The organism is Frondihabitans cladoniiphilus (assembly GCF_039544345.1).
In the GTDB taxonomy this organism is placed as follows: domain Bacteria; phylum Actinomycetota; class Actinomycetes; order Actinomycetales; family Microbacteriaceae; genus Frondihabitans; species Frondihabitans cladoniiphilus.
This window is the reverse complement of the sequence record NZ_BAABLM010000011.1, coordinates 67,674-88,015: the sequence shown is the minus strand read 5'-3', so window position 1 is coordinate 88,015 and position 20,342 is coordinate 67,674. Positions and strand designations below refer to the sequence as shown.

Sequence of the window (20,342 nt, the reverse complement as noted above, 5' to 3'; positions counted from 1 at the left end):
CGATGCGCATTCTCGTGGTCGGAGCAGGGGCGGTCGGCGGCTACTTCGGAGGGCTCCTGGCGGCAGCCGGGCGAGACGTCACGTTCCTGGTGCGGGAGCGCCGCGCCGCGCAGCTCGCCTCCGACGGCCTCGTCGTCGAGACGCTCGACGACCGGATCCACCTCGACTCCCCCGCGACCGTGACCGCCGAGACGCTCGCCCACCACGCCGCCGACCCGTTCGACGTCGTCGTGCTCTCGGTCAAGGCGTTCGGCCTCGAGCAGGCCGTCGCCGACATCGCACCGGCCATCGGCCCCGACACGATGCTCCTGCCGCTCCTCAACGGCCTGCAGCATTACGACCGCCTGACGGAGGCGTTCGGCGAGTCGCCCCTGATCGGCGGCCTCTGCCGAGTGGCCACGCAGATCGGCGACGACGGCACGGTGCGTCAGCTGCTGCCCGGCGCGAGCATGGCCTACGGCGAGCTCGACGGCAGCGTCTCGCCGCGCATCCACCGTCTCGACGACGCGATGCGGGGCGCCGGCTTCGACACCGCCCTCTCCGACCACATCCGCCTCGACCTCTGGGAGAAGTGGTTCCTCCTCGCCAGCGGCGGCGCCCTGACCACCCTCGTCGGCGGAGACGTCGGCGAGATCGAGGCCGTCCCGAACGGCGCCGACACCGCGCGGGCGATCCTCGCCGAGTTCGTGGCGGTCGCTGCGGCGGCCGGCTTCGAACCGACGCGGGATGCCCGGGCCGCCGCCGAGCGCACCCTCACGCAGCCCGGCTCCGGCTTCATGACCTCGACGTATCGCGACTGGCGCGCCGGCAACGAGGTCGAGGCCGACCAGTTGCTCGGCGACCTGGTGCGTCGCGCGAAGTCCCTCGGCGTCCCGACCCCGCTCCTGGCGGCAGCCGACGCCCACCTCGAGCTGTATCGCGCCCGCCGGTGAGCGAGCCGACCCTTCCGCAGACGGAACCCCGCGCCACACTCCGGGAGGTGTTCGCCGGGCGCCGCGGCCGCCTGCTGATCGCTCTGCTCCTCTCCGAGTTCGGCGCGGCCGTGCAGGGACTCGCCTACTCGACCGTCCTGCCGGTGACCGCCGCCGACCTGCACGGGAGCGCGCTCTACGGCGCGACGCTCGCGGCCGGTTCGTTGAGCGCGGTGCTCGTGCTCTCGGCCGGCGCCGGCATCGTCGTGCGCATCCGACCCGCGATCCTGCTCTTCGGGGCGACGGGCCTCTACGTCGTCGGCGTCCTGCTGGCCGCCCTGGCGCCGACGATGTCGTTCGTGCTCGCCGGCAACATCGTGCGAGGCATCGCGGCAGGGCTCCTCGCCGGGTTCGGTCTCTCGGCGATCGGGGGCCTGTTCGACGACCGCACGCGGCCGCGGGTGTTCGGCCTGTTCGCCATGGTCTGGATCCTGCCGTCCTTCCTCGGCCCCGCCGCCAACGCGGCCATCACCCTCGCCTTCGGCTGGCGTTGGGCCGTGGCCTGGCCCGTCGTCATCGTGGTCGTCGCACGGATCCTCGTCGGGCGGCAGGCGGACGTGATCCCGTGGGAACGCGCCGGCGAGCGCGTCCGTCCCCTCAACGGCCTGATCGTCGTCGCGGGCCTCGTCCTTGCCTCCGTCGGCTCCGGTCTCGTCGACGCCCCGAGCGGCACGACCCGCTTGACCGTCGCGGTCGCCCTTCTGGCGCTCGGGCTGATCGTCTCCATCGCGGGATCCCTGCGAGTCATCGCGACCGCGGCCCGGTCGCGGGGCCGGTTCGCCCTCATCGCGACGTTCTTCCTGCTGTGCGGCGGCTTCTTCGGCCTCGAGGGTCTCCTCACAGTCGCAGTCATCGACGGTGCCGGCGGTTCGGTCGCGGCCGGTGCCGTCGTGCTCGCCGCCGCCCTCGTCGCCTGGACCCTGGTCGCCCTGATCCCCTGGAACAGTTGGCTCTCCACACCGACCCGGATCAGCGCGGGATGCACGGTGCTGGTGATCGGGATCGCCGGCGAGATCGCGGTGCAGGTGGTCTCCACGGGGCAGGTCGCAGTCGTGGCAGCCGCGGCGGCCGCCCTCTTCGCCGGAGCCGGCATGGGCCTGGCCTACCCGGCTCTTTCGTCGGCCGCCTTCGACGCCCTCGCCCCGGCGCGGGTGGCCGTGGTCGCCACGGCCGTCGCGTTCGGCGAGACGGCGGCCACCTCGGTCGGCTCGCTCCTCGGCGGCGGCACCTACTCGCTGGTCAGCAGCGGCAGCGGCGAGCTCACGACGCGGGCCGGGCTGGTGCTGTCGATCGCCCTCTGCGGCGGGGCGGCGCTCGGAGCCGTGGTCCTGTCGCGCCGGACCCGCGAGGCGAGTCCTGCCGGCGCTACCGCGGCGCCGTCAAGCGCCTGAGCCGCCTCAGGTAGTACTGCTGCGGCCAGCGGCGCACGACCGTCGGAAGGGCCGCGTACACCGGGACGACGACGGACCAGAGGCGGTCGAAGCGGCGCTGACTCCGGGCATCCCACGCCATTCGGTACTCGGCGCGCACGCGCTCGGGCAGGAGCCCGGCCGTCAGGAAGCGCATCAGCGGCATCAGGCTCCGCACCCAGAGCGGCGCCTCGGTCGCCCGCCAGAGCGCGTCGGCCTGAGCTCGTACGACGTCGTCGACGCTCAGGGTCTCGACCGTCTCCTGCCAGTAGCGACGGAAGGCGGCGCGGTCGGACGGCCAGAGGTCGCGCGGCATCCGAAGGGCCGAGCCGAGAGAGGCGTACCGCGAGTACGCGGCATCGGCATCGGCTTCGGGCAGGCGCCCGAGCACCCGGTCGTGCACGGTGATGGCGGTGTCGTACAGGGTGGCCGCCACCCAGAGCTGAAGCCCGGGGTCGTTCGCGTCGTAGGGCGGGGCCGGAGCATCGCCGTCGCCCGGGCCGTGGACGGGGCCGTGCATCCTCGTCACGTACGTCGAGGCAGCCGCGCGATCGGACGGCGTCCCGGCCATGACCGCGTAGACGTACATCAGGGTGCCGTGGAGCCGGCCCATCGGGTTGCTCGCGAAGTCACTGTGGCGGGCGACGCCGTAGCCGACTGCCGGGCTGGCGAGCTGGAGGAGGATCGCGCGCCCGGCACCGGCGAGGATGATGGCCTCGGATTCCGGGAGCAGTCGGGTGCGCACGCGGGGAGGCTATCAGCCGGGGACGGGGCCAGCAGGTCCGGGCCGTCGTCGCCGCCCGTGAATCGGACGACACCTGCGGTCGTAGGCTCGGAGGAGAGACGACTCGAAAGGACCCCGTGACAGCCGATCGCCACCGCGACTACTCCTGGCCCGACCCCGCTTCCATCGCCGCGGCGGCCCCGCTCAGCAGCGGCCTCGACTTCCTCCACCGCATCATCTCCGGCGAGGTGCCGCAGCCGCCCATCGCCTCGACGCTCGAGTTCGCGCTGGTCGCCGCCGAGATCGGCCGTGTCACCCTCGAGGCCCACCCGTCCGAGTACGCCTACAACGCCATCGGCAGCGTCCACGGCGGGGTGATCGCGACCTGGGCCGACACCTCCATCGGCTACGCGATCCAGACGCACCTCTCCGAGGGCAAGAGCCTCACGACGCTCGACCTGCAGGTCCGCTACCTGCGGCCGATCCACCACGACACGGGCACCGTCACGATCATCGCGTGGACCGACCACGTCGGGCGGCGGACCGGAACGGCACACGCCGAGATCCGGGATGCCCGGGAGCGCCTGCTCGCGACGGCCACCTCGACGTGCCTGGTGCTCGACGCGGCCTGAGCCGTGCATCCCCGGCTCGCCCGCGGCAGCGACTGCCGGCCCGGCCCCGAGTTCTCGCTACGATCGTCGAGTGAATCAAGCCGCGCCCGCCTCGTTCCGCTGGCTGGCCCGGCTGAGTGCCGTCACCGTCCTGGTCGGGATCGGCGCCGGCCTGAGCGGTCTGGTCGTCAGCTACCTGCTACACCTGCTCGAGCACATCACCTACGGCTTCGGCGAGGGCACGTTCCTCGACGAGCTCCCGACGCCGTCGAACCTCCACCGCGTGCTGGCCCTTCTGATCGCCGGCGTGATCGGCGGTGTCGGCTGGTGGGCCCTGCGCCGCTTCACGCGCAAGGTCGTCTCCGTCGAGGCGGCCGTCACCGGCACGAAGATGCCGACCGTCGCCACTCTCGGCAACGTCGCGCTGCAGATCGTCATCGTCGGTCTCGGGGCGTCGATCGGCCGCGAGGTGGCGCCGCGCGAGCTGGCCGCGTTCGTCTCCGGCTGGATCTCCGACCGCACCGGCACGACGAGTCGGGAGCGTCGCATCCTCGTGGCCTGCGGAGCCGGGGCCGGTCTGGCCGCCGTCTACGACGTGCCCCTCGGCGGCGCCGTGTTCGCGGTCGAGATCCTGCTCGCGGAGTTGAGCCTCACGACCATCGTGCCCGCGCTGGTCACCTCGTCGATCGCCGCGCTGGTCGCGAGCGTCGTCACTTCCCACCACGCGCTCTACACCGTGCCCCGCGTCGACCTCAGTCCGTCGCTCGTCGTCTGGTCGGTGCTGGCCGGGCCGGTGTTCGGTTTCGGAGCGCTGGGGTTCGTCCGCCTGGCGAAGTGGGCCGGCGACCGGCGACCGAAGACGTGGACGATCATGATCGTGATGCCCGCGATCTTCACGGGTGTCGGTCTCCTCTCGATCCTGTTCCCGCAGATCCTCGGCAACGGGCGCGCCCTCGGGCAGCTCGGTCTGACCGGCACTGCGCCCCTCGGCTTCATCGCCCTCGTCGTCGTCTTTAAGCTCGTCTCGACGGTCGGCACGATCGGGGCGGGTGCCGCGGGCGGCACCCTGACTCCGTCGCTGGCCCTCGGCTCGGGAATGGGCGCCGTGCTGGGCGGGCTCTGGCTGTTCGTCTTCCCCGGGTCGGGGATCTCCGCGTTCGCGCTCGTCGCCGCCTCGGCATTCCTGGCCGCTTCGATGAAAGCGCCCGTGACGGCCCTCGTGCTGGTGCTGGAATTCACCGGGCAGGGCTTCACGCTGCTCGTGCCCACCATGCTCGCGATCGGCGGCGCCATGGCCGTCGGGTACACCCTCGACCGACGGCGACGGCTCGTCGGGGCGGCCTGACCCGTGGCTGACGCGTCGCGTCGCGTCGCGTCGCGTCGGGGCGGCCTGACCCGTCGGGGCGGCCTGACGCGCCCCGATAGCCTGTGGAGCATGTCTCCCGACGCGGCCGCCCGGCACGAATCCCTTCTCGAGCGCGTCCGCAAGCATCACGGCCCCGACGTCACCCTCGACCACGCGCGCAACCGGACGTCGGCCTACATCTACGGAAACATCCTCGTACTCGCGGCCGTCGCAGCCGTCTCGCCCGACAGCATCCTGCACTGGGGCGCCTTCGTCGCGATCGTCGCCACGACGGTCACCACCTTCCTCGCCCACGTCCTCGCGCACGGCATCGGCCAGCAGATCGGTCGATCGGACGAGGAGTCGCGCCTCCACCTCGCCCAGGAGATCCGCGACGCGGTGCCCATCATCAGCTCGGGTGCCGTCCCGGCGCTCTTCATGCTGCTCGGCGCCCTCCACGTCATTTCGCCGTTCTGGGCGCAGGTGGTCGGCGGCGGGCTCGTGGTGGTCCGTCTCGCCCTCGCGGGCGTGCTGATCGAGCGGATGACCGGCCGGCGCTCGTCGTGGGGCGTGCTCTGGTCGGGGTTCGTGCTCGCCTTCGCCAGCGCGGTGATCGTCGTGCTCAAGGTGCTGTTCACGCACTGAGCCCCCCGTTCGCTGCGGCATCGCCGGAGTCGGTACCCTGGAGGAATGATCCAGTCCCCCAACCGACTGCTGGCCACCGTCTTCGGCACCGTGCTGCTGCTGGTCGGGCTCGTCGGCTTCTTCGTGTCGACGCCCTACCCCTTCGCGACCCCGCAGGGCGGCGTGGTCATCGGCCTCTTCGGGTCGAACGGGCTGCTCGGCTCCGTCCACGTGGTCACCGGCGGCATCCTGCTGCTCTCGGGCCTCATCGGGGCGCGCACGTCGAAGATCTTCGGCGTCATCATCGGCCTCGGCTTCTTCGTGCTGTCGCTCTACGGCTTCTTCGGCGACCACACCGCCGGCAACGTTTTTGCGCTCAACGTGGCCGACAACCTGCTGCACCTGGTCATCGGCCTGGGCCTCCTCGTCGCCGGCCTCACGACCGACCGCCTATTCCGTCCGGTCGCCGCTGCCTGAGGGTTCTGCTGCCTGAGGGTTCTGCTGCCTGAGGGTTCTGCTGCCTGAGGGTTCTGGCGCCTGCGTGGCCATGATCGCTCCCGACACCACAAGCGGCTCGAGACACCAGTAGCTACAGGTGTTTCGAGCCGTTTCCGGTGTCGCGACCCCCGCGCCTCGGCGCATCGGGCTCGTCGGGGCCGGCGAGCCTTCCGGGCAGGGCGTGAACATCTGCTGAGAACCATCGCGCTCCCCGCCGCCGCACCAGTAGGGTAAGGGTCACCTAACCAGTCGTCCAGCCCGAGGTGGTGCGCATGTCCGAGGCCGTTCCGCCCTCCGAGACGTCGCTCTCCGAGACTCCGCTCTCCGAGACGCTGCGCGAACGGGCGGGCTCGATCCGCACCGAGTCGATCCAGACCGGTGCGATCCCCGTCATCGCCCTCGGCACCGAGGTCTCCCCGTCGGAACGGTTCATGGCCGAACTCCTCACCGGGCAGGGCACGCGCGACGACTACACGGCGCTCCTCGCCCAGCACTTCTTCGTCTACCGGGCCCTCGAAGCCGCGGCCGAGCTCCGGGCGGGCGACCCCGTGGCCGCGCGCTTCATCTCGCCGGCCCTCACCCGCCTGCCTGCGATCCGCGAAGACCTCCGCTTCCTGGTCGGCGACGACTGGGAGGCCCGCATCGAACCCCTCGAGACCACCCGCCGCTACGTCGAGCGGATCGAGACCGTGGCCGCGACGAGCACCGGCGGCTTCGTCGCACACCACTACACGCGCTACCTCGGCGATCTGGCGGGATGCCAAGTCATCCGCACGCTCATGCAGCGCCAGTTCGGTTTCGAGACGAACGGCGTCGGCTTCTGGCTCTTCGCCGGCATCGCGAAGCCCAAGGAGTTCAAGAGCGTCTACCGCGCTCAGCTCGACTCCGTCGGCTGGACCGACGCCGAACGGCAGCAGGTGCTCGACGAGGTGGCTGTTGCCTACCGCCTCACCGAGGACATGTTCGGCGGCCTGGTCGCGCGTTCCGCTGCCGCCGCTTGACCGCTGCTGCCGCCTGACTCCTCCTGCTCTCGTTGCGGCGCGACGTGCGGCGGCGCGGAAACGGGGTGCGGCACCGCGGAAGCGGGGTGCGGCTCCGCGGGAACGAGGTGCGGCACCCCCACCCGCACCGCGCTAAGCAGTGGCTCCCACTACTCGCACCCCGGAAACCACCCCCCACCCCCTGTCGACCGGGGGTCGAGCGCAGCTCTGGGGGTGCAACTCCGCGGGAGCGGGGTGCGGCACCGCGGGAGCTGGGTGCGGCACCCCCTCCTGCACCGCGCTAAACAGTGGCTCCCACTACTCGCACCCCGGAAAACGCTCGCGACCCCCTGTCGACCGGGGGTCGGGCGCAGCTCTGGGGGTGCAACTCCGCGGGAGCGGGGTGCGGCACCGCGGGCCCGGGGTGCACGCCCGCGGGAGCTGGGTGCGGCTCCCCATCCCGCTCTGCGGTAGGCACCTGCACCATCACTCGCACCCCGGAAAACACTCGCGACCCCCTGTCGACCGGGGGTCGAGCACCGCTCCGGGGGTGCGGCCCCGCGGAAGCGGGGTGCGGCACCGCAGGAGCGGGGTGCGGCACCGCAGGAGCGGGGTGCGGCACCGCAGGAGCGGGGTGCGGCACCGCAGGAGCGGGGTGCGGCACCGCGGAAGCGGGGTGCACACCCGCGGGAGCGGGGTGCACGTCCACGGGAGCGGGGTGCGGTCGGCGGGAGGACGGTGCGTCTACCCGACCACAACCCCTACCCGACAGCAGCGCTACCCGACCGCAGCACCCGCCTGAATCGCCGGCACCCGCGTCGCCTGGCTCATGAACCGCCGCACGTCGAGGTCGACGATGATGTCGGACGGACGCAGGGGCCGCGACAGGTACAAGCCCTCGAGCGACGTGATGCGACTCAGGGCCACGTACGTCTGGCCGGCGCTGAACACCCGCGAGCCGAGGTCGACGACGGCACGGTCGTAGGTCTTGCCCTGCGACTTGTGGATCGTCACGGCCCAGGCCAACCGCAGCGGGAACTGCTGGAACTCGCCGACGATGTCCTTCTTCAGCTCTTTCGACAGCGGCGAGTACGAGTACTGGAACTTCTCCCAGACGGCCGGCTGCACCTCGACCTCTTCGCCGTCGATCTCGACGAACACGGTGTCGCGGATCTTCGTCACGACGCCGACCGACCCGTTGACCCAGCGCTGGTCGGCGTCGTTGCGGAGGAACATGACCTGCGCGCCGGTCTTGAGCTCGAGCGCGTCGTCGGCTGGGAAGGCCCGCCCGCCGAATTCGCCGGACACCTCCGCCTTGGCCGTCTTGATCGTGCCGGGCAGGCGGTCCAGCTGCACCTTGTTGATGCGGGTGACGGTGTCGTTGCGGGTGGCGAGCGTGATGACGTTGCCGTCGGTCGGCACCGGCCGAGCACCCGCGGCGTTCAGCGCACCGGCGATCTCCGCCGTCACGCGCCCGTGCCGCACGGCGTTCAGCATCTCCTTGAAGTCGGCGTCGTTCTGCCGGTGGATGAAGGCGAGCTCGAAGATGCGGAGCGGCGCCTCCTCCCAGACGTGCGCGTCGAAGAACCACATCGAGCGGTAGTGGTCGGTGAAGTAGGCCCGCTCGTCGCCGTCGCCCGGCACCGGTGCGAGCTGGTACGGGTCGCCGAAGAGGACGACCTGCACGCCCCCGAACGCCTCGTTCTTCCGCCCACGAGCCTGTCGGAGCGACCGGTCGATCGCGTCGAGCAGGTCGGCGTTGACCATCGAGACCTCGTCGATGACGAGCGTGTCGATCGTGTTCAGGAGTTTGCGCAGCTCGGCGTTCTGCTGGATCGTGTGGTCGGCGATGACCCCGATCGGCAGCCGGAACAGCGAGTGGATCGTCTGCCCGCCCACGTTGAGGGCCGCGACGCCGGTCGGCGCGCAGATGACGACCTGCTTCGACGTGTTCCACGACAGGTGGTTCAGCAGCGTCGACTTGCCGGTGCCGGCACGACCCGTGACGAACACGTGCTCGCGGGTGTTCTCGATCGCATCGAAGACGGCCGCCTGCTCGGCGGACAGCGTGGGGCCCGACCCGGAACTCACCAGCAGGCACCCCTCTCAGCAGAACGACTTCGACAGAACAACGTCAACAGAACAACGTCAACAGAACGACGTCGACAGAACGACGTCGACAGAACGCCGCCGCAAGCACGACGACGCCCTCCAATCTACCGGCCCGCCCCCGAGCCCACGGGCGGCGCTCTCTAGGATGTGAGGATGGTCGGGGCTGTGGACACGCGAGCACGGGCGGCCCTGGTCTGGGGCGGCCTCGCCGCTCTCGTGATCGTCCTCTTCGTGGCGACCGTGTGCATCCTCAATGCCACTCTCTACTCGGCCGGCGGCTTCGTCCGCGGCTACGTGGACGCCCTGAACCGCGGCGACGCGGCCGGCGCTCTCACCCTCGCCGGGGTCCAGCCGACGACCGCCGCAGGCGACGAACTGCTCGGAATCTCAGAGCGGGGGATGCTCGACCACGTCCACGAGACCGCCGACGACGTCCTTCCCGACGGCTCGCACCGCATCGGCCTCGGCTTCACCGTGAAGGGCGACCGCACCCCGCACACCTCCGTGTTCACCGTCCGCAGCGCGGGGACGCGGGCGCTCCTCTTCGACTCCTGGCGCTTCGCGACGCCGCCGACCGCCGCGCTGGACGTCACTCCCCTGCACGACCGCCGGTTCACGGTCGACGGGTCGCAGGTGACGAGCCCCGCCGCCGATCTCGCCACGCGCTACACCGTGCTCGCTCCCGCAGTGCTCGACCTCGCCCACGACACGACGTACCTGACGGCACCGCGCACCCGCGTCGTCGTCGACACCGTCGGCGGGGAGGTCGCTCAGACGATCGACGTCGAGCCCCGGGCCGCCTTCACCGCGCAGGTCCGCGTCGACGTGGACAGGTTCCTCAAGACCTCCTGCCTGCCCCAGCAGGTGCTGCTCCCCGCCGGCTGCCCGTTCGGCGAGCAGGTCGACGACCGGCTCACCTCCGATCCGGCCTGGACGATGACCGACTACCCCGAGGTGACCCTCACCCCGACGACGACCCCGGGCGTCTGGCGCGTGGTCAAGGCCGCCGGTCTCGCCCACCTGGAGGTCGAGGCGCAGTCGCTCTACGACGGCCACTCCTACGCCATCGACAAGGACGTCCCGTTCGACTTCACCTACCTCGTCACGATCGGCCCCGACAACGGCCTGACGATCAAACCCGAATGAGAGAACCGTCCGCCATGCCCGACCCGGCACCCGCCTCACCCCGCGCCCACGCCACCCTCGCCAACGTGGCGGAGCGCGCCGGGGTCAGCCTCAAGACCGCATCCCGGGCGGTCAACGGCGAGCGCCACGTGGCGGAGGAGACCCGCAACCGCGTCATGCGTGCTGCCGACGACCTCGGTTTTCAGCTCAACGGCCTGGCGTCGCTTTTGAAGCGGGGCATCCGCTCGGACTTCGTCGGCCTCGTGACCGGCGACCTGGCGAACCCGTTCTACTCGCAGCTCGCCAAGGGGGTGGAGCGCGAGCTCCGGACGGCGGGCCTGACCCTGGTCGTGTCGTCCAGCGACGAGAGCGGCGCCCGAGAACGCGCCCTGGTCGACGAGCTCGTCGCCCGCCAGGTGCGGGCGCTGCTGGTGGTGTCGACGCTGGAGTCCAACGCCTCCCTCGCGGCGGCACAGCAGCGGGGCATCCCCGTCGTCTTCGTCGATCGGCCGCCCACCGATCTCGCGGCCGACAGCGTGGTGCTCGACAACCGTGCGGGTGCGGCGGCGGCGGTCCGTCATCTGCAGCGCCACGGCCACTCCCGCATCGGTTTCATCGGCGACTTCGATCGGCTGCCCACGCACCGGCAGCGGCTCGACGGCTACCTGGACGCGGTCGAGGGGGCGGGTGGGGCCGGGGGCCGAGACGGGACGGAGACGAGGATGCTCGTGCGCGAGAACAGCCACGACGCGGAGTCGGCCAGGCGAGCTGCCACCGAGTTGCTCGGGCTCGAGGATCCCCCGACCGCCTTGTTCACGAGCAACAACCGCGTCACGATCGGTGCGCTGAGCGCCCTGCGGGAAGCGGGACTCACGACCGCCCTCGTGGGGTTCGACGACTTCGACCTCGCCGACGTGCTGGGCGTGACCGTCGTGGCGCACGACCCGGTCGACATGGGCGTGCGGGCGGCCCGGCTGGCGCTCGACGCCCTCGCCGAGCGCGGCGCCCTGCACGGTGGCGAGCGACCCGCCGAGCGATCTGGCGAGCGACCTGGCGAGCGATCTGCCGAGGGCTCCACCGTCCGCGGCGGCGGCACCGCCTCGCTGGTCCTGCCGACGACGCTCGTCCCGAGAGGTTCCGGAGAGGTTCCCCCGGGAACATCCTGGCGCCGCTAGGTTGTCAGCCATGGATCAGCGAACGACCAGACCGATCGTCCACATCCAGAACTTCCGAATGGATTTCGGCCGAACCACCGTCATCCGCGACCTCTCGTTCGACATCCACGCCGGCGAGACCTTCGGATTCCTGGGCTCCAACGGATCGGGCAAGACGACCACCATCCGCGCGCTGCTGGGCATCTACCAGCCCACCGGCGGCACGCTGCACATCGACGGCAGCCCGTTCACGCCGGAGGCCGGCGGCCGACTCGGCTACCTGCCCGAAGAGCGCGGCCTCTACAAGAAGGAGTCGGTCATCGACGTGATGACCTACTTCGGCCGACTGAAGGGCCTCGGCAAGGCGGAGTCGAAGCAGTGGTCGCTCGACTACCTGGAGCGGGTGTCGCTCGCCGACAAGGCGACGACCCGTCTCGACAAGCTCTCCGGTGGCCAGCAGCAGAAGGTGCAGCTCGGTGTGACGATCATGAACGACCCCGAACTGCTGATCCTCGACGAGCCGACGAAGGGCTTCGACCCGGTCAATCGGCGACTGCTGATGGACATCATCGGCGACCAGAAGAAGGCCGGTGCCACCGTCCTGATGGTGACGCACCAGATGGAAGAGGTCGAGCGCCTCTGCGATCGCGTCATCCTGCTGAAGAACGGCGAGGCCGAGGCGTACGGCACGATCCCCGAGGTGCAGGACCAGTACGGCGGCACGATGATCCGCCTGCGCTCGTCGGGCGACATCCCCGCCAGCCCGCACTACGAGGTGACTCTCCGCGAGCGCAACTACGCCGAGCTGACCGTGACCGACGGAGCCGACGAAGCGCGCATCCTCCGCGACCTGGTCGACGCCGGGGTCGAGGTGCGCGGGTTCGAGACGTCGAAGCTGAGCCTCGACGACATCTTCCTGCGCGTCTACGGCGACGAGAACGAGTTGGAGGGGGTGCGCTGATGGCCCGTCACAACCTCCGCACGGTCGTCTCCTTCGAAGTGACCCGCACCCTCACGAAGCGCCGGTTCTGGATCGCCACCCTCATCGTGCCCGTCATCATCGGCATCGTCGTCGGGCTCGTCGTCGCCTCGAGCAGCTCGACCGACAATCGGGTCACGTCCCAGAAGGACGCCAAGTTCACCTTCTCGTACACCGACTCGTCGGGCATCGTCGATCCGGCGATCGTCAAGGCGGCCGGCGGCACTGTCGCCACCGACGGCGCCACCGCCATCGCGGCGGTCAAGGCCGGCAAGCTCGACGCCTTCTTCGCCTACCCGCAGAACCCCGCGAAGCAGGCCACCAAGGTCTACGGCGTCGACAAGGGCCTGTTCGACAACGGCAAGTACGCCTCGGTCGCGAAGAGCCTCCTCACGGCGAGCGCGGAGGCCAAGGTCGGAAGCGCCCAGCTGTCCACGCTGGTGCAGGGCGATCCCCCCGTCGACGCCGTCGCGTACAAGGCGAACGGGCAGGTCACCGGGGGCATCGCCGGGGTCATCCCGCCGCTGCTGTTCCTCGCGATCTTCTACGTCGTGATCCTGCTGCTGGGCAACCAGATGCTGACGTCGACGCTGGAGGAGAAGGAGAACCGGGTCACCGAGATGATCCTCACCACCCTCAATCCGACGACTCTCATCATCGGCAAGGTGATCTCGCTCTTTATCGTCGGCATCGTGCAGATGCTGGTGTTCGCGCTGCCGGTGGTGATCGGCTACCTGTTCTTCCGCTCGGCGCTGAACCTCCCGTCGCTCGACCTGGCGAACCTGCAGCTCGACCCGTTCCAGATGATCACCGGGGCGCTCCTGCTCATCGGCGGCTTCGTCCTGTTCACCGGCACCCTCGTCGCGGTCGGTGCGATCATGCCGACGGCGAAGGAGGCCGGGCAGATCTTCGGCGTGATGATGGCGCTGATCTTCATCCCCTTCTACGCGGTGACGCTCATCGTCTCCGACCCGAGCGCCCTGATCGTGCAGATCTTCACCTGGTTCCCGTACTCGGCCCCCGTGACGGCGATGCTCCGCAACGGCTTCTCCTCCCTGTCGCCGGCCGAGGCGATCGGTGTGATCGTCGAGCAGTTCGTGCTCGGGTTCGTCGTGCTGCAGCTCGCCGTCCGCCTGTTCCGCTACGGCTCGATCGAGTACTCGAAGAAGGTCTCGCTGTCGACCGTCCTCCCCCGCCGCCGTGCCGCCCTGCCGGCCTCCGGCAAGTGAGCGTCCTGGCCGAGCAGCTCACGCCACCCGACCTCCTGGGCGAGTGGCGGTTCGAGCGCACCGTCGACGACCGACGCGAGGCCCGCAGGATGCCCGTGCACGGCGTCGCGACGTTCACCCTCGTCTCCCCGTCCCGCATCGAGTGGCGCGAGTCCGGCGTGCTCGAGTCGCCGAGCGGACCGCTCCCGGTCGAGCAGACCCGCCACGTCGTGCGGGGCGATGGAGGCGAATGGAGGGTGCTGTTCGCCGACGGGCGCGACTTCCACCCCTGGGCGGTCGACGCCGAACTCGTGCACGACTGCGCCCCGGACGTGTATCGCGGGCACGTGCATCCCACGCTCTCGGGGTCCTGGATCTTGGAATGGACCTCGACGGGGCCGGCTAAGGACTACACGTCGACGACGACGTACAGCCGTGCCGGGGCAGGCGACGCGCCCGTGTGACAAGCACGTAAACCTTTCCGGCGGGTGGCCGCCGGTTATGAATCCCCTGGGTAGGGTGCTGGGAGTCGTTCGTCTAGGGGACGGACGCCCGAACCGCAGGGGAACCATGAAACTCAAGAAGTCGATGACGACGATCGCCGCGATTGCGGCGCTGACTCTCGGGGGAACGCTGATCAGCGCCTCCTCCGCCCAGGCCTGGACGGACCCGGGCCACAGCAGCACCGGCACGCTCCTGCAGCCGCGCACGCAGTTCGTGATGGCGCCCGACGGCTCGAGCGGGAAGACGCAGAGCGGGGAGGGGATCCCCAACATCGACAGCGTCAAGAAGACGATCGCGACCTACTACGGCGACCCCGGCACCGGCATCGCGAACAAGACGACGTCGCCGTACATCTCCGAGATGTCGCGCATCATGACCGCGCAGGCGCGCACGCTCGACTCGATCTACCGCACGGCGATCTACCAGGGCAAGAAGCCGGCCATCGTCTTCGACGCCGACGACACCACTCTCATGACCTATGACATGGAGGTGGCCGACATGCACTTCACCTTCTCGCCCGCCGAGCAGGACGTCTGGGTTCAAGACCAGCGCTTCCCGGCGACGCCCTCCATGGTCGCCTTCGTCGAGACCGCCAAGAAGATGGGCTTCACGATCTTCGGTCTGACCGGCCGCAACGACGACCAGAAAGCCGCCACTCTCGGCAACCTGCAGAAGGTCGGCTACACGGCCTTCGCGCCGGACACGTTCTACACGAAGTGGACCGGCGTCGGCGCCTCGCAGCAGCCGTCGTACGTCACCTGCGCCATGGCCAAGTGCACCACAGTCGAGTTCAAGGCCCAGACGCGCAAGCACATCGAGAGCCTCGGCTACGACATCACCCTCAACGTCGGCGACCAGTGGTCCGACCTGCAGGGGGGCTACGCCGACCGCATCCTCAAGCTGCCGAACCCGACCTACTACCTGCCTTCGGCCGACCTGCCCGGCGTCTCGGAGCCGCTGCTCACCCCGCGCACCCGCTTCGTCATGGCGCCCGACGGTTCGAGCGGCGCGACCCAGAGCGGTGAGGGCATCCCCAACATCGACAGCGTCAAGTCGACCCTCGCCACGTATTACGGCGACCCGGGCACCGGCATCGCCTCGAAGACCGCGTCGCCGTACATCAGCGAGATGACCTCGATTGTGAAGCGGGAGATCCCGCGGGTGACCGCGCTCTGCACCGTCGCCTCCAAGCGGCACCAGAACCCGGCCATCGTGCTCGACGCCGACGACACCAACCTCATGACCTACGACATGGAGGTGGCCGACATGCACTACACGTTCTCGCCCGCGGAGCAGGACGTCTGGGTTCACGACCAGCGCTTCCCGGCGACCCCCGGCATGGTCTCGCTCGTGTCGGCAGCCCAGAGCGCGGGATGCACGATCGTCGGTCTCACCGGACGCAACGACGACCAGAAGGCCGCCACTCTCGCCAACCTCGCGAAGGTCGGCTTCACCGGTTTCACGGCGGCCAACTATTACACCAAGTGGACCGGCGTCGGTGCCTCTCAGCAGCCGTCGTACATCACCTGCGCCACGGCCAAGTGTTCGACCGTCGAGTACAAGTCGCAGACCCGCGCCCACATCGAGTCGCCTGCCGGTGGCGGGTACGACGTGGTGGCCAACTACGGCGACCAGTTCAGCGACCTACTCGGCGGTCACGCCGACAGCGCCGTGAAGCTGCCGAACCCGACGTACTACCTGCCGTAGGCGCGGCGGCTCGAACACACCCGGGCGGCACGAACCCACCTCCTCGGAGTGGTGTTCGTGCCGCCCGGGTGTGTTTTCGCGGCGGAGGTCGCCCGCTCCCCGCGCGCACCGGTACCCGCACCCCTGCTCCGCGCAGCCGCACCCTCGCTCCGCGCAGCCGCACCCTCTGAGCCGCACCCGCCCCCTCGTCGACCGGGGGTCGGCCGCGGCTCCAGGGGTGCGGCTCTGCCGCGCCCCCACGCGTCGGCTGGCCACCGGCGGTTTCGTTCGCGTCGACCGCCTCAGTGCCTGCAGCCGTCTGCGGGCATCCCCCGACGGCCTCCCCACGAAACCTTCTCGCCTCGCGTCGAGTTGTCCCCGGCCGTGAATTCACGCCCGCCGACAACCACCCACCCGGCCCCACCATTGTCCGTCGGCATGAATTCACCGCGCCCGACAACAACCCACCCGGCCACCCAGTTGTCGCTTGGCGTGAATTCACGGCGCTCGACAACAACCCATGCGGCCACGCCGTTGTCCCCTGCCGTGAATTCACCGCCACCGACAACGGCCCGCCCACGAAACGCGAGCCCAGGCGGCCGGGCGGTACGAACCGAGCTGCGGCACACTATGCAACCCGGGCAGCGCGAACTGGGCTGCCGCGAACAAGGGGACTCGCGAGCGCGAATCGGCCCGACTGGCGGGCGGCGGTCAGTAGGTCGGATGCGGCTCGACGGGGGTCCGGGTATCCACCTGCTCGAGAACCGAGGCCGTCCGGGTAAGGATCCTCCGGCGGGCGAACCAGTAGTAGACGCCGAAGGCCACGAAGAAAATGGTCAGACCGAGCGACACCCAGACGGACTCGCCCAGCACGACAAGCACGACACCGACCGCGGCGAAGCAGCCGAAGACGACCGGGCCGAGGATCCGGTCCCGTTCGAGGTTGCTCACGCGGCGAGCGAGCTCCGGCAGCCAGATTGCGGCGTCGACCTCAGCCGGCGCATGGCCGGTGCGGCATGCGCGATTGATGGCCGCCGTCGTGTCGGCACCGCCGCTGCGGCGACGACGCCACGCGATGATCCCTGTCAGCATCGCGGCATACACGACGCCACCGATCCCGTAGCCGATGGCGGCGGGCACCCAGTTCCCTCGCGACCAGAAGCCGCTGATCAGCAGCTGCCCCGCTGTGAAGACCACGAACAGGAACGCGAAGGTCGCCGGCAGGGACGAGCGATCCCGCCACTCACTGAACCGGTTGGCCACGAGCATCCCCTTCTCTTGCGGATGCCCCACGCTAGGCCGAACCGAACGCAACCGAACCGGCCCGACCGGGTGAACCGCGGGCTACTTCTCGACCATCCCCCAGGGCGAGTCGTACCCCGCCGGGGCGGGTCCAGCAAGCAGGGACAGGAACGGCCCCGCCGGGAACGCCTCCGGCCCGAGCACTCCCGCGCCGCTCCAGACGCCCGTCGCGAGCAGCTCGAGCGCGATCACGGGGTTGAGCGCCGTCTGCCAGACGACCGCCTGCGAGGCGTACTCGCGCATCGTGTACTCGTTGTCGGCCACGTGGTAGAGGTACGTCGAGCGAGGAGCTCCGTCCTTTCCCTTCCCGGTCACCCAGACCCCGGCGCAGGTCTTGCCGCTCATCAGGTGCCCGATGGTCGCCGGATCCGGCAGCGCCGCAGCCACCACATCGCGCGGCGAGACCTGCACCCCCTTCACGTTCAGGGGCGACGTCGAGTCCAGCCCCAGCTTGTGCAGCGTCTTGAGCACGCCGATGAACTCGTCGCCGAGCCCGTACTTGAACGTGACGCGCTTCGCCGAGGTCCAGCGCGGCATGAGCAGCACCTCTTCGTGCTCGACGTTCACGCACTCCACCGGGCCGATGCCCTCCGGGAAGTCGAACACCTCGGGCTCCGAGAACGGCTCGGTCGTGTACCAGCCGCGCCCCTCCTCGTAGATCACGGGCGGGTTGAGGCACTCCTCGATGGTGGTCCAGATCGAGAACGAGGGCGCGAAGTCGTAGCCCGCGACGACGAGGTTGGCCCCGTCTCGCACCCCGAGCTCGTCGATCTCGCTGAACAGCTCGTCCTCCGCGTAGCGCGCGAACACGTCCGACAGCCCGGGCTCGACACCGATCCCCACGAGCGCGAGCTGACCCGCCGCCTCCCAGTCGGCCGCCACCGCGAACTGCTCGTCGCCGAGTTTCACCCCGGTCTCGGAATACGGGTCCGTGGGATGCGCGCGGCTGAGGCTCATGGCCATGTCGAGGTAGGTCGCCCCCGCCTCGAACGCCCCCTCGAAGATCGGCAGCACGAAGCGGGGGTCCACCGCGTTGAGCACGTGGGTGATGCCGTGCTCGCGGATGAGGGCGGCGACGGAGGCGGACGAAGAGGCGTCGACCTGGGCAGCCACGAGCCGTGCATCCCCCATCTCTTCGACGAGCGCGGCAGGCCGTGCCGGGTCGTAGTCGGCCACGACGAGGGTGTCGAAGAAGGAGCGGCGGACGGCGATGCGCACGGCGGCGGAACCGACGCCGCCGGCGCCGACGATGAGGATCTTCATGGGAGGGCTACTTGCTTTCGGTGGGATCGGTCGGGGACGACGGTGTCGTGGTCTCGCGGGTGTCGGGGGTCGGGCCGGTGTGGCGGTCGCCTCGGATGCGACGTCCGGTCTCGGCGTTGATCGCGATGGCGCCGGTCGGGAGGTTCGACAAGTCCGGCGCCACGACGGTCGGGAAGTAGCCGGAGTCGGGCAGGCCGAACTGGGCGTTCACGCCCTCGCCGGGCGAGAGGACGAAGTCGTCCGAGCGCTTCGTCAGGGTGCGACCGACGAAGAAGTCGGGCTTGACGAGGCGCCAGAGGATCATGAGGATCGCGCCGATCAGCAGACCACCGATGCCGACGACCGCCTCGGCACCCCACCCGAAGATCGTCACGTTGTTGCCCTTCGAATCGGTCAGCCAGTCGGGTGCCGCGAAGGCGTAGACGCCGTAGACGAACACCGAGAGCAGCATGACGCCGCCGAGGAACGGGAAAATACCGCGCATGACGATGCTGCGACCCGACTGGAACAGCGTCTTGCGGTAGTACCAGACGCACGCGAAGCCGGTCATGCCGTAGTAGAACGCGATCATGAGGCCGATGGAACCGATGAGCGCGTTCAGCAGGTCGACACTGATCAAGGTGAAGACCAGATAGAAGAGGCACGAGATGACGCCCATGCCGACCGTCGACCAGGTCGGGGTGAGGTACTTCGGGTGGATCCGGGCGAACTGGGCGGGCAGGGCCTTGTAGACCGCCATCGACAGCGACGTGCGAGCGGTCGGGAGGATCGTCGTCTGCGTCGAGGCGGAGGCCGAGGTCAGGATCGAGAAGCCGAGCAGGGCCATCAGGATGGACCCGACCACTCCGCCGCCGAAGAGTGTCGGCCCGATGGACGAGAACACGTCGTTCGCGTTGTCCAGGTTCGAGAGGCCGATGCCCTTGTCGCCGACGCCGGCGAACGCGATGGTGGCGACGGCGACCAGCACGTAGGTGACGAGGAGGAGCACGGTCGAGAGGATGGCGGCGCGGCCGGGCGTCTTCTCGGGGTCCTTCGTCTCCTCGTTGATCGACACCGCTGTGTCCCAGCCCCAGTAGATGAAGATCGCGGTGAGCATGGCGGGTGCGATGGTCTGGAAGCCCAGCGGGAACGGGTTGAGCCACGACAGCGAGGGCATCAGCGAGTACGACTCGGCGTGGCCGGAGTACACCTTCACGAGGGCGAACACCGCGAAGAAGATGAGGATGATCACTTCGAACGCCAGCAGGAAGTACTGCAGCCGGGCCGAGATCTCGATGCCGCGGTAGCAGATGTAGGTCATCAGCACGATCCAGATCAGCCCCGCCACGGTGGACCACAGGGTGCTGTTCGCGAGTGCGGCGACCGCGGGCAGTCCGAAGCTGCCCACGAAGGTGAACGTGTACGACCCGGCGATGGAGGCGAGGTTGGCCATGACGATCACGTCGGCCGCGATGATGCCCCAGCCGCCCATCCACCCGGTCTTCGGCCCGAAGGCCCGCGCGGCCCAGGTGAACGTCGTGCCGCAGTCGGCCTCGGCCTTGTTGAGCTCCTGGTACGCCACCGCGATCAGGTACATCGGGATGAACGCCAGCAGGATGATGCCGGGAGCCCGGACCCCCGCGACCGTGGCGCCGCCGACGACGATGAAGCCGAGACTCGCCGCGAGGCTGTAGGCCGGAGCGGTGGATGCAACACCCACCACCACACTCGACAGCAGTCCGAGCGATCCGCCCTTCAGCCCCTTCGTGTCGACGGACTGGGTGGACGGCGGCGAAGCGGTTGCTGTCATGCGGGGCTCCTCACGGTGCGGGCGTCGAACGGTTGGCCCACTGAACCGTAGGTCGAGC

At 69.8% G+C, this 20,342-nt stretch carries 18 protein-coding genes; 13 read left to right on the top strand and 5 right to left on the bottom strand.

Going from position 1 to position 20,342, the window contains the following annotated elements; genetic code table 11:
- Positions 1-2: 2 nt before the first annotated feature.
- Together ABEA39_RS17605 and ABEA39_RS17600 are read left to right on the top strand one after the other, a co-directional pair.
- Entirely contained in the window at positions 3-932 is a 930-nt protein-coding gene (locus ABEA39_RS17605; RefSeq protein WP_345377274.1) for a ketopantoate reductase family protein, read from the top strand.
- Positions 929-2,362, top strand: coding sequence for an MFS transporter (locus tag ABEA39_RS17600; RefSeq protein ID WP_345377273.1), 1,434 nt, complete (start codon positions 929-931; stop codon positions 2,360-2,362). Before ABEA39_RS17605 ends, ABEA39_RS17600 begins: the two co-directional genes overlap by 4 nt.
- On the opposite strand, the gene ABEA39_RS17595 is transcribed toward ABEA39_RS17600, so the two are convergent.
- Positions 2,337-3,125, bottom strand: coding sequence for an oxygenase MpaB family protein (locus tag ABEA39_RS17595; RefSeq protein WP_345377272.1), 789 nt, complete (start codon positions 3,123-3,125; stop codon positions 2,337-2,339). The two genes, ABEA39_RS17600 and ABEA39_RS17595, sit on opposite strands and share 26 nt — an antisense overlap.
- Before the next feature lie 116 nt (positions 3,126-3,241).
- Between ABEA39_RS17595 and ABEA39_RS17590 the strand changes: the two genes are divergently transcribed.
- From ABEA39_RS17590 to ABEA39_RS17570, 5 genes are all read left to right on the top strand, one after another.
- A complete protein-coding gene (locus ABEA39_RS17590; protein ID WP_345377271.1) occupies positions 3,242-3,736 on the top strand; it encodes a PaaI family thioesterase in 495 nt (164 codons plus the stop codon).
- 70 nt (positions 3,737-3,806) lie between these two features.
- Complete coding sequence (locus tag ABEA39_RS17585; RefSeq protein WP_345377270.1) at positions 3,807-5,060, top strand: chloride channel protein; 1,254 nt, start codon at positions 3,807-3,809, stop codon at positions 5,058-5,060.
- A gap of 90 nt (positions 5,061-5,150) precedes the next feature.
- The gene (locus ABEA39_RS17580) at positions 5,151-5,705 is read left to right on the top strand and encodes a hypothetical protein (RefSeq protein WP_345377269.1); all 555 of its coding nucleotides are present in this window, start codon (positions 5,151-5,153) and stop codon (positions 5,703-5,705) included.
- 45 nt (positions 5,706-5,750) lie between these two features.
- Complete coding sequence (locus ABEA39_RS17575) at positions 5,751-6,161, top strand: DUF4383 domain-containing protein (RefSeq protein WP_345377268.1); 411 nt, start codon at positions 5,751-5,753, stop codon at positions 6,159-6,161.
- A gap of 293 nt (positions 6,162-6,454) precedes the next feature.
- Positions 6,455-7,183, top strand: coding sequence for a biliverdin-producing heme oxygenase (locus tag ABEA39_RS17570; RefSeq protein ID WP_345377267.1), 729 nt, complete (start codon positions 6,455-6,457; stop codon positions 7,181-7,183).
- A 756-nt stretch (positions 7,184-7,939) separates the two neighbouring features.
- Here ABEA39_RS17570 and ABEA39_RS17565 read toward each other — a convergent pair.
- Positions 7,940-9,253 carry an ATP-dependent DNA helicase gene (locus ABEA39_RS17565; protein WP_345377266.1) on the bottom strand — a complete coding sequence of 438 codons (1,314 nt, stop codon included), beginning with the start codon at positions 9,251-9,253 and terminating at the stop codon, positions 7,940-7,942.
- A 174-nt stretch (positions 9,254-9,427) separates the two neighbouring features.
- Between ABEA39_RS17565 and ABEA39_RS17560 the strand changes: the two genes are divergently transcribed.
- The 6 genes from ABEA39_RS17560 (at position 9,428) to ABEA39_RS17535 (ending at position 15,951) form a co-directional block, all read left to right on the top strand.
- On the top strand, positions 9,428-10,420 hold the full coding sequence (locus tag ABEA39_RS17560) for a hypothetical protein (RefSeq protein WP_345377265.1): 993 nt from the start codon (positions 9,428-9,430) through the stop codon (positions 10,418-10,420).
- Positions 10,417-11,574 (top strand): LacI family DNA-binding transcriptional regulator, encoded by a 1,158-nt coding sequence (locus ABEA39_RS17555; RefSeq protein WP_345377264.1) that lies wholly within the window; start codon positions 10,417-10,419, stop codon positions 11,572-11,574. The genes ABEA39_RS17560 and ABEA39_RS17555 overlap by 4 nt, the downstream gene beginning before the upstream one ends.
- Before the next feature lie 10 nt (positions 11,575-11,584).
- Positions 11,585-12,514 (top strand): ABC transporter ATP-binding protein, encoded by a 930-nt coding sequence (locus ABEA39_RS17550; RefSeq protein WP_345377263.1) that lies wholly within the window; start codon positions 11,585-11,587, stop codon positions 12,512-12,514.
- Entirely contained in the window at positions 12,514-13,761 is a 1,248-nt protein-coding gene (locus tag ABEA39_RS17545; protein WP_345377262.1) for an ABC transporter permease, read from the top strand. Before ABEA39_RS17550 ends, ABEA39_RS17545 begins: the two co-directional genes overlap by 1 nt.
- The gene (locus ABEA39_RS17540) at positions 13,758-14,204 is read left to right on the top strand and encodes a DUF6314 family protein (protein WP_345377261.1); all 447 of its coding nucleotides are present in this window, start codon (positions 13,758-13,760) and stop codon (positions 14,202-14,204) included. The genes ABEA39_RS17545 and ABEA39_RS17540 overlap by 4 nt, the downstream gene beginning before the upstream one ends.
- 106 nt (positions 14,205-14,310) lie before the next feature.
- Positions 14,311-15,951: an HAD family acid phosphatase gene (locus ABEA39_RS17535; RefSeq protein ID WP_345377260.1), complete on the top strand. Its 1,641-nt coding sequence runs from the start codon at positions 14,311-14,313 to the stop codon at positions 15,949-15,951.
- Positions 15,952-16,641: 690 nt separating this feature from the next.
- Here ABEA39_RS17535 and ABEA39_RS17530 read toward each other — a convergent pair.
- From ABEA39_RS17530 to ABEA39_RS17520, 3 genes are all read right to left on the bottom strand, one after another.
- Positions 16,642-17,193, bottom strand: a complete 552-nt coding sequence (locus ABEA39_RS17530; protein WP_345377259.1) for a hypothetical protein — start codon at positions 17,191-17,193, stop codon at positions 16,642-16,644.
- A gap of 81 nt (positions 17,194-17,274) precedes the next feature.
- Complete coding sequence (locus ABEA39_RS17525) at positions 17,275-18,495, bottom strand: saccharopine dehydrogenase family protein (protein WP_345377258.1); 1,221 nt, start codon at positions 18,493-18,495, stop codon at positions 17,275-17,277.
- A 7-nt stretch (positions 18,496-18,502) separates the two neighbouring features.
- On the bottom strand, positions 18,503-20,284 hold the full coding sequence (locus ABEA39_RS17520) for an APC family permease (RefSeq protein WP_345377257.1): 1,782 nt from the start codon (positions 20,282-20,284) through the stop codon (positions 18,503-18,505).
- Positions 20,285-20,342: the final 58 nt, after the last annotated feature.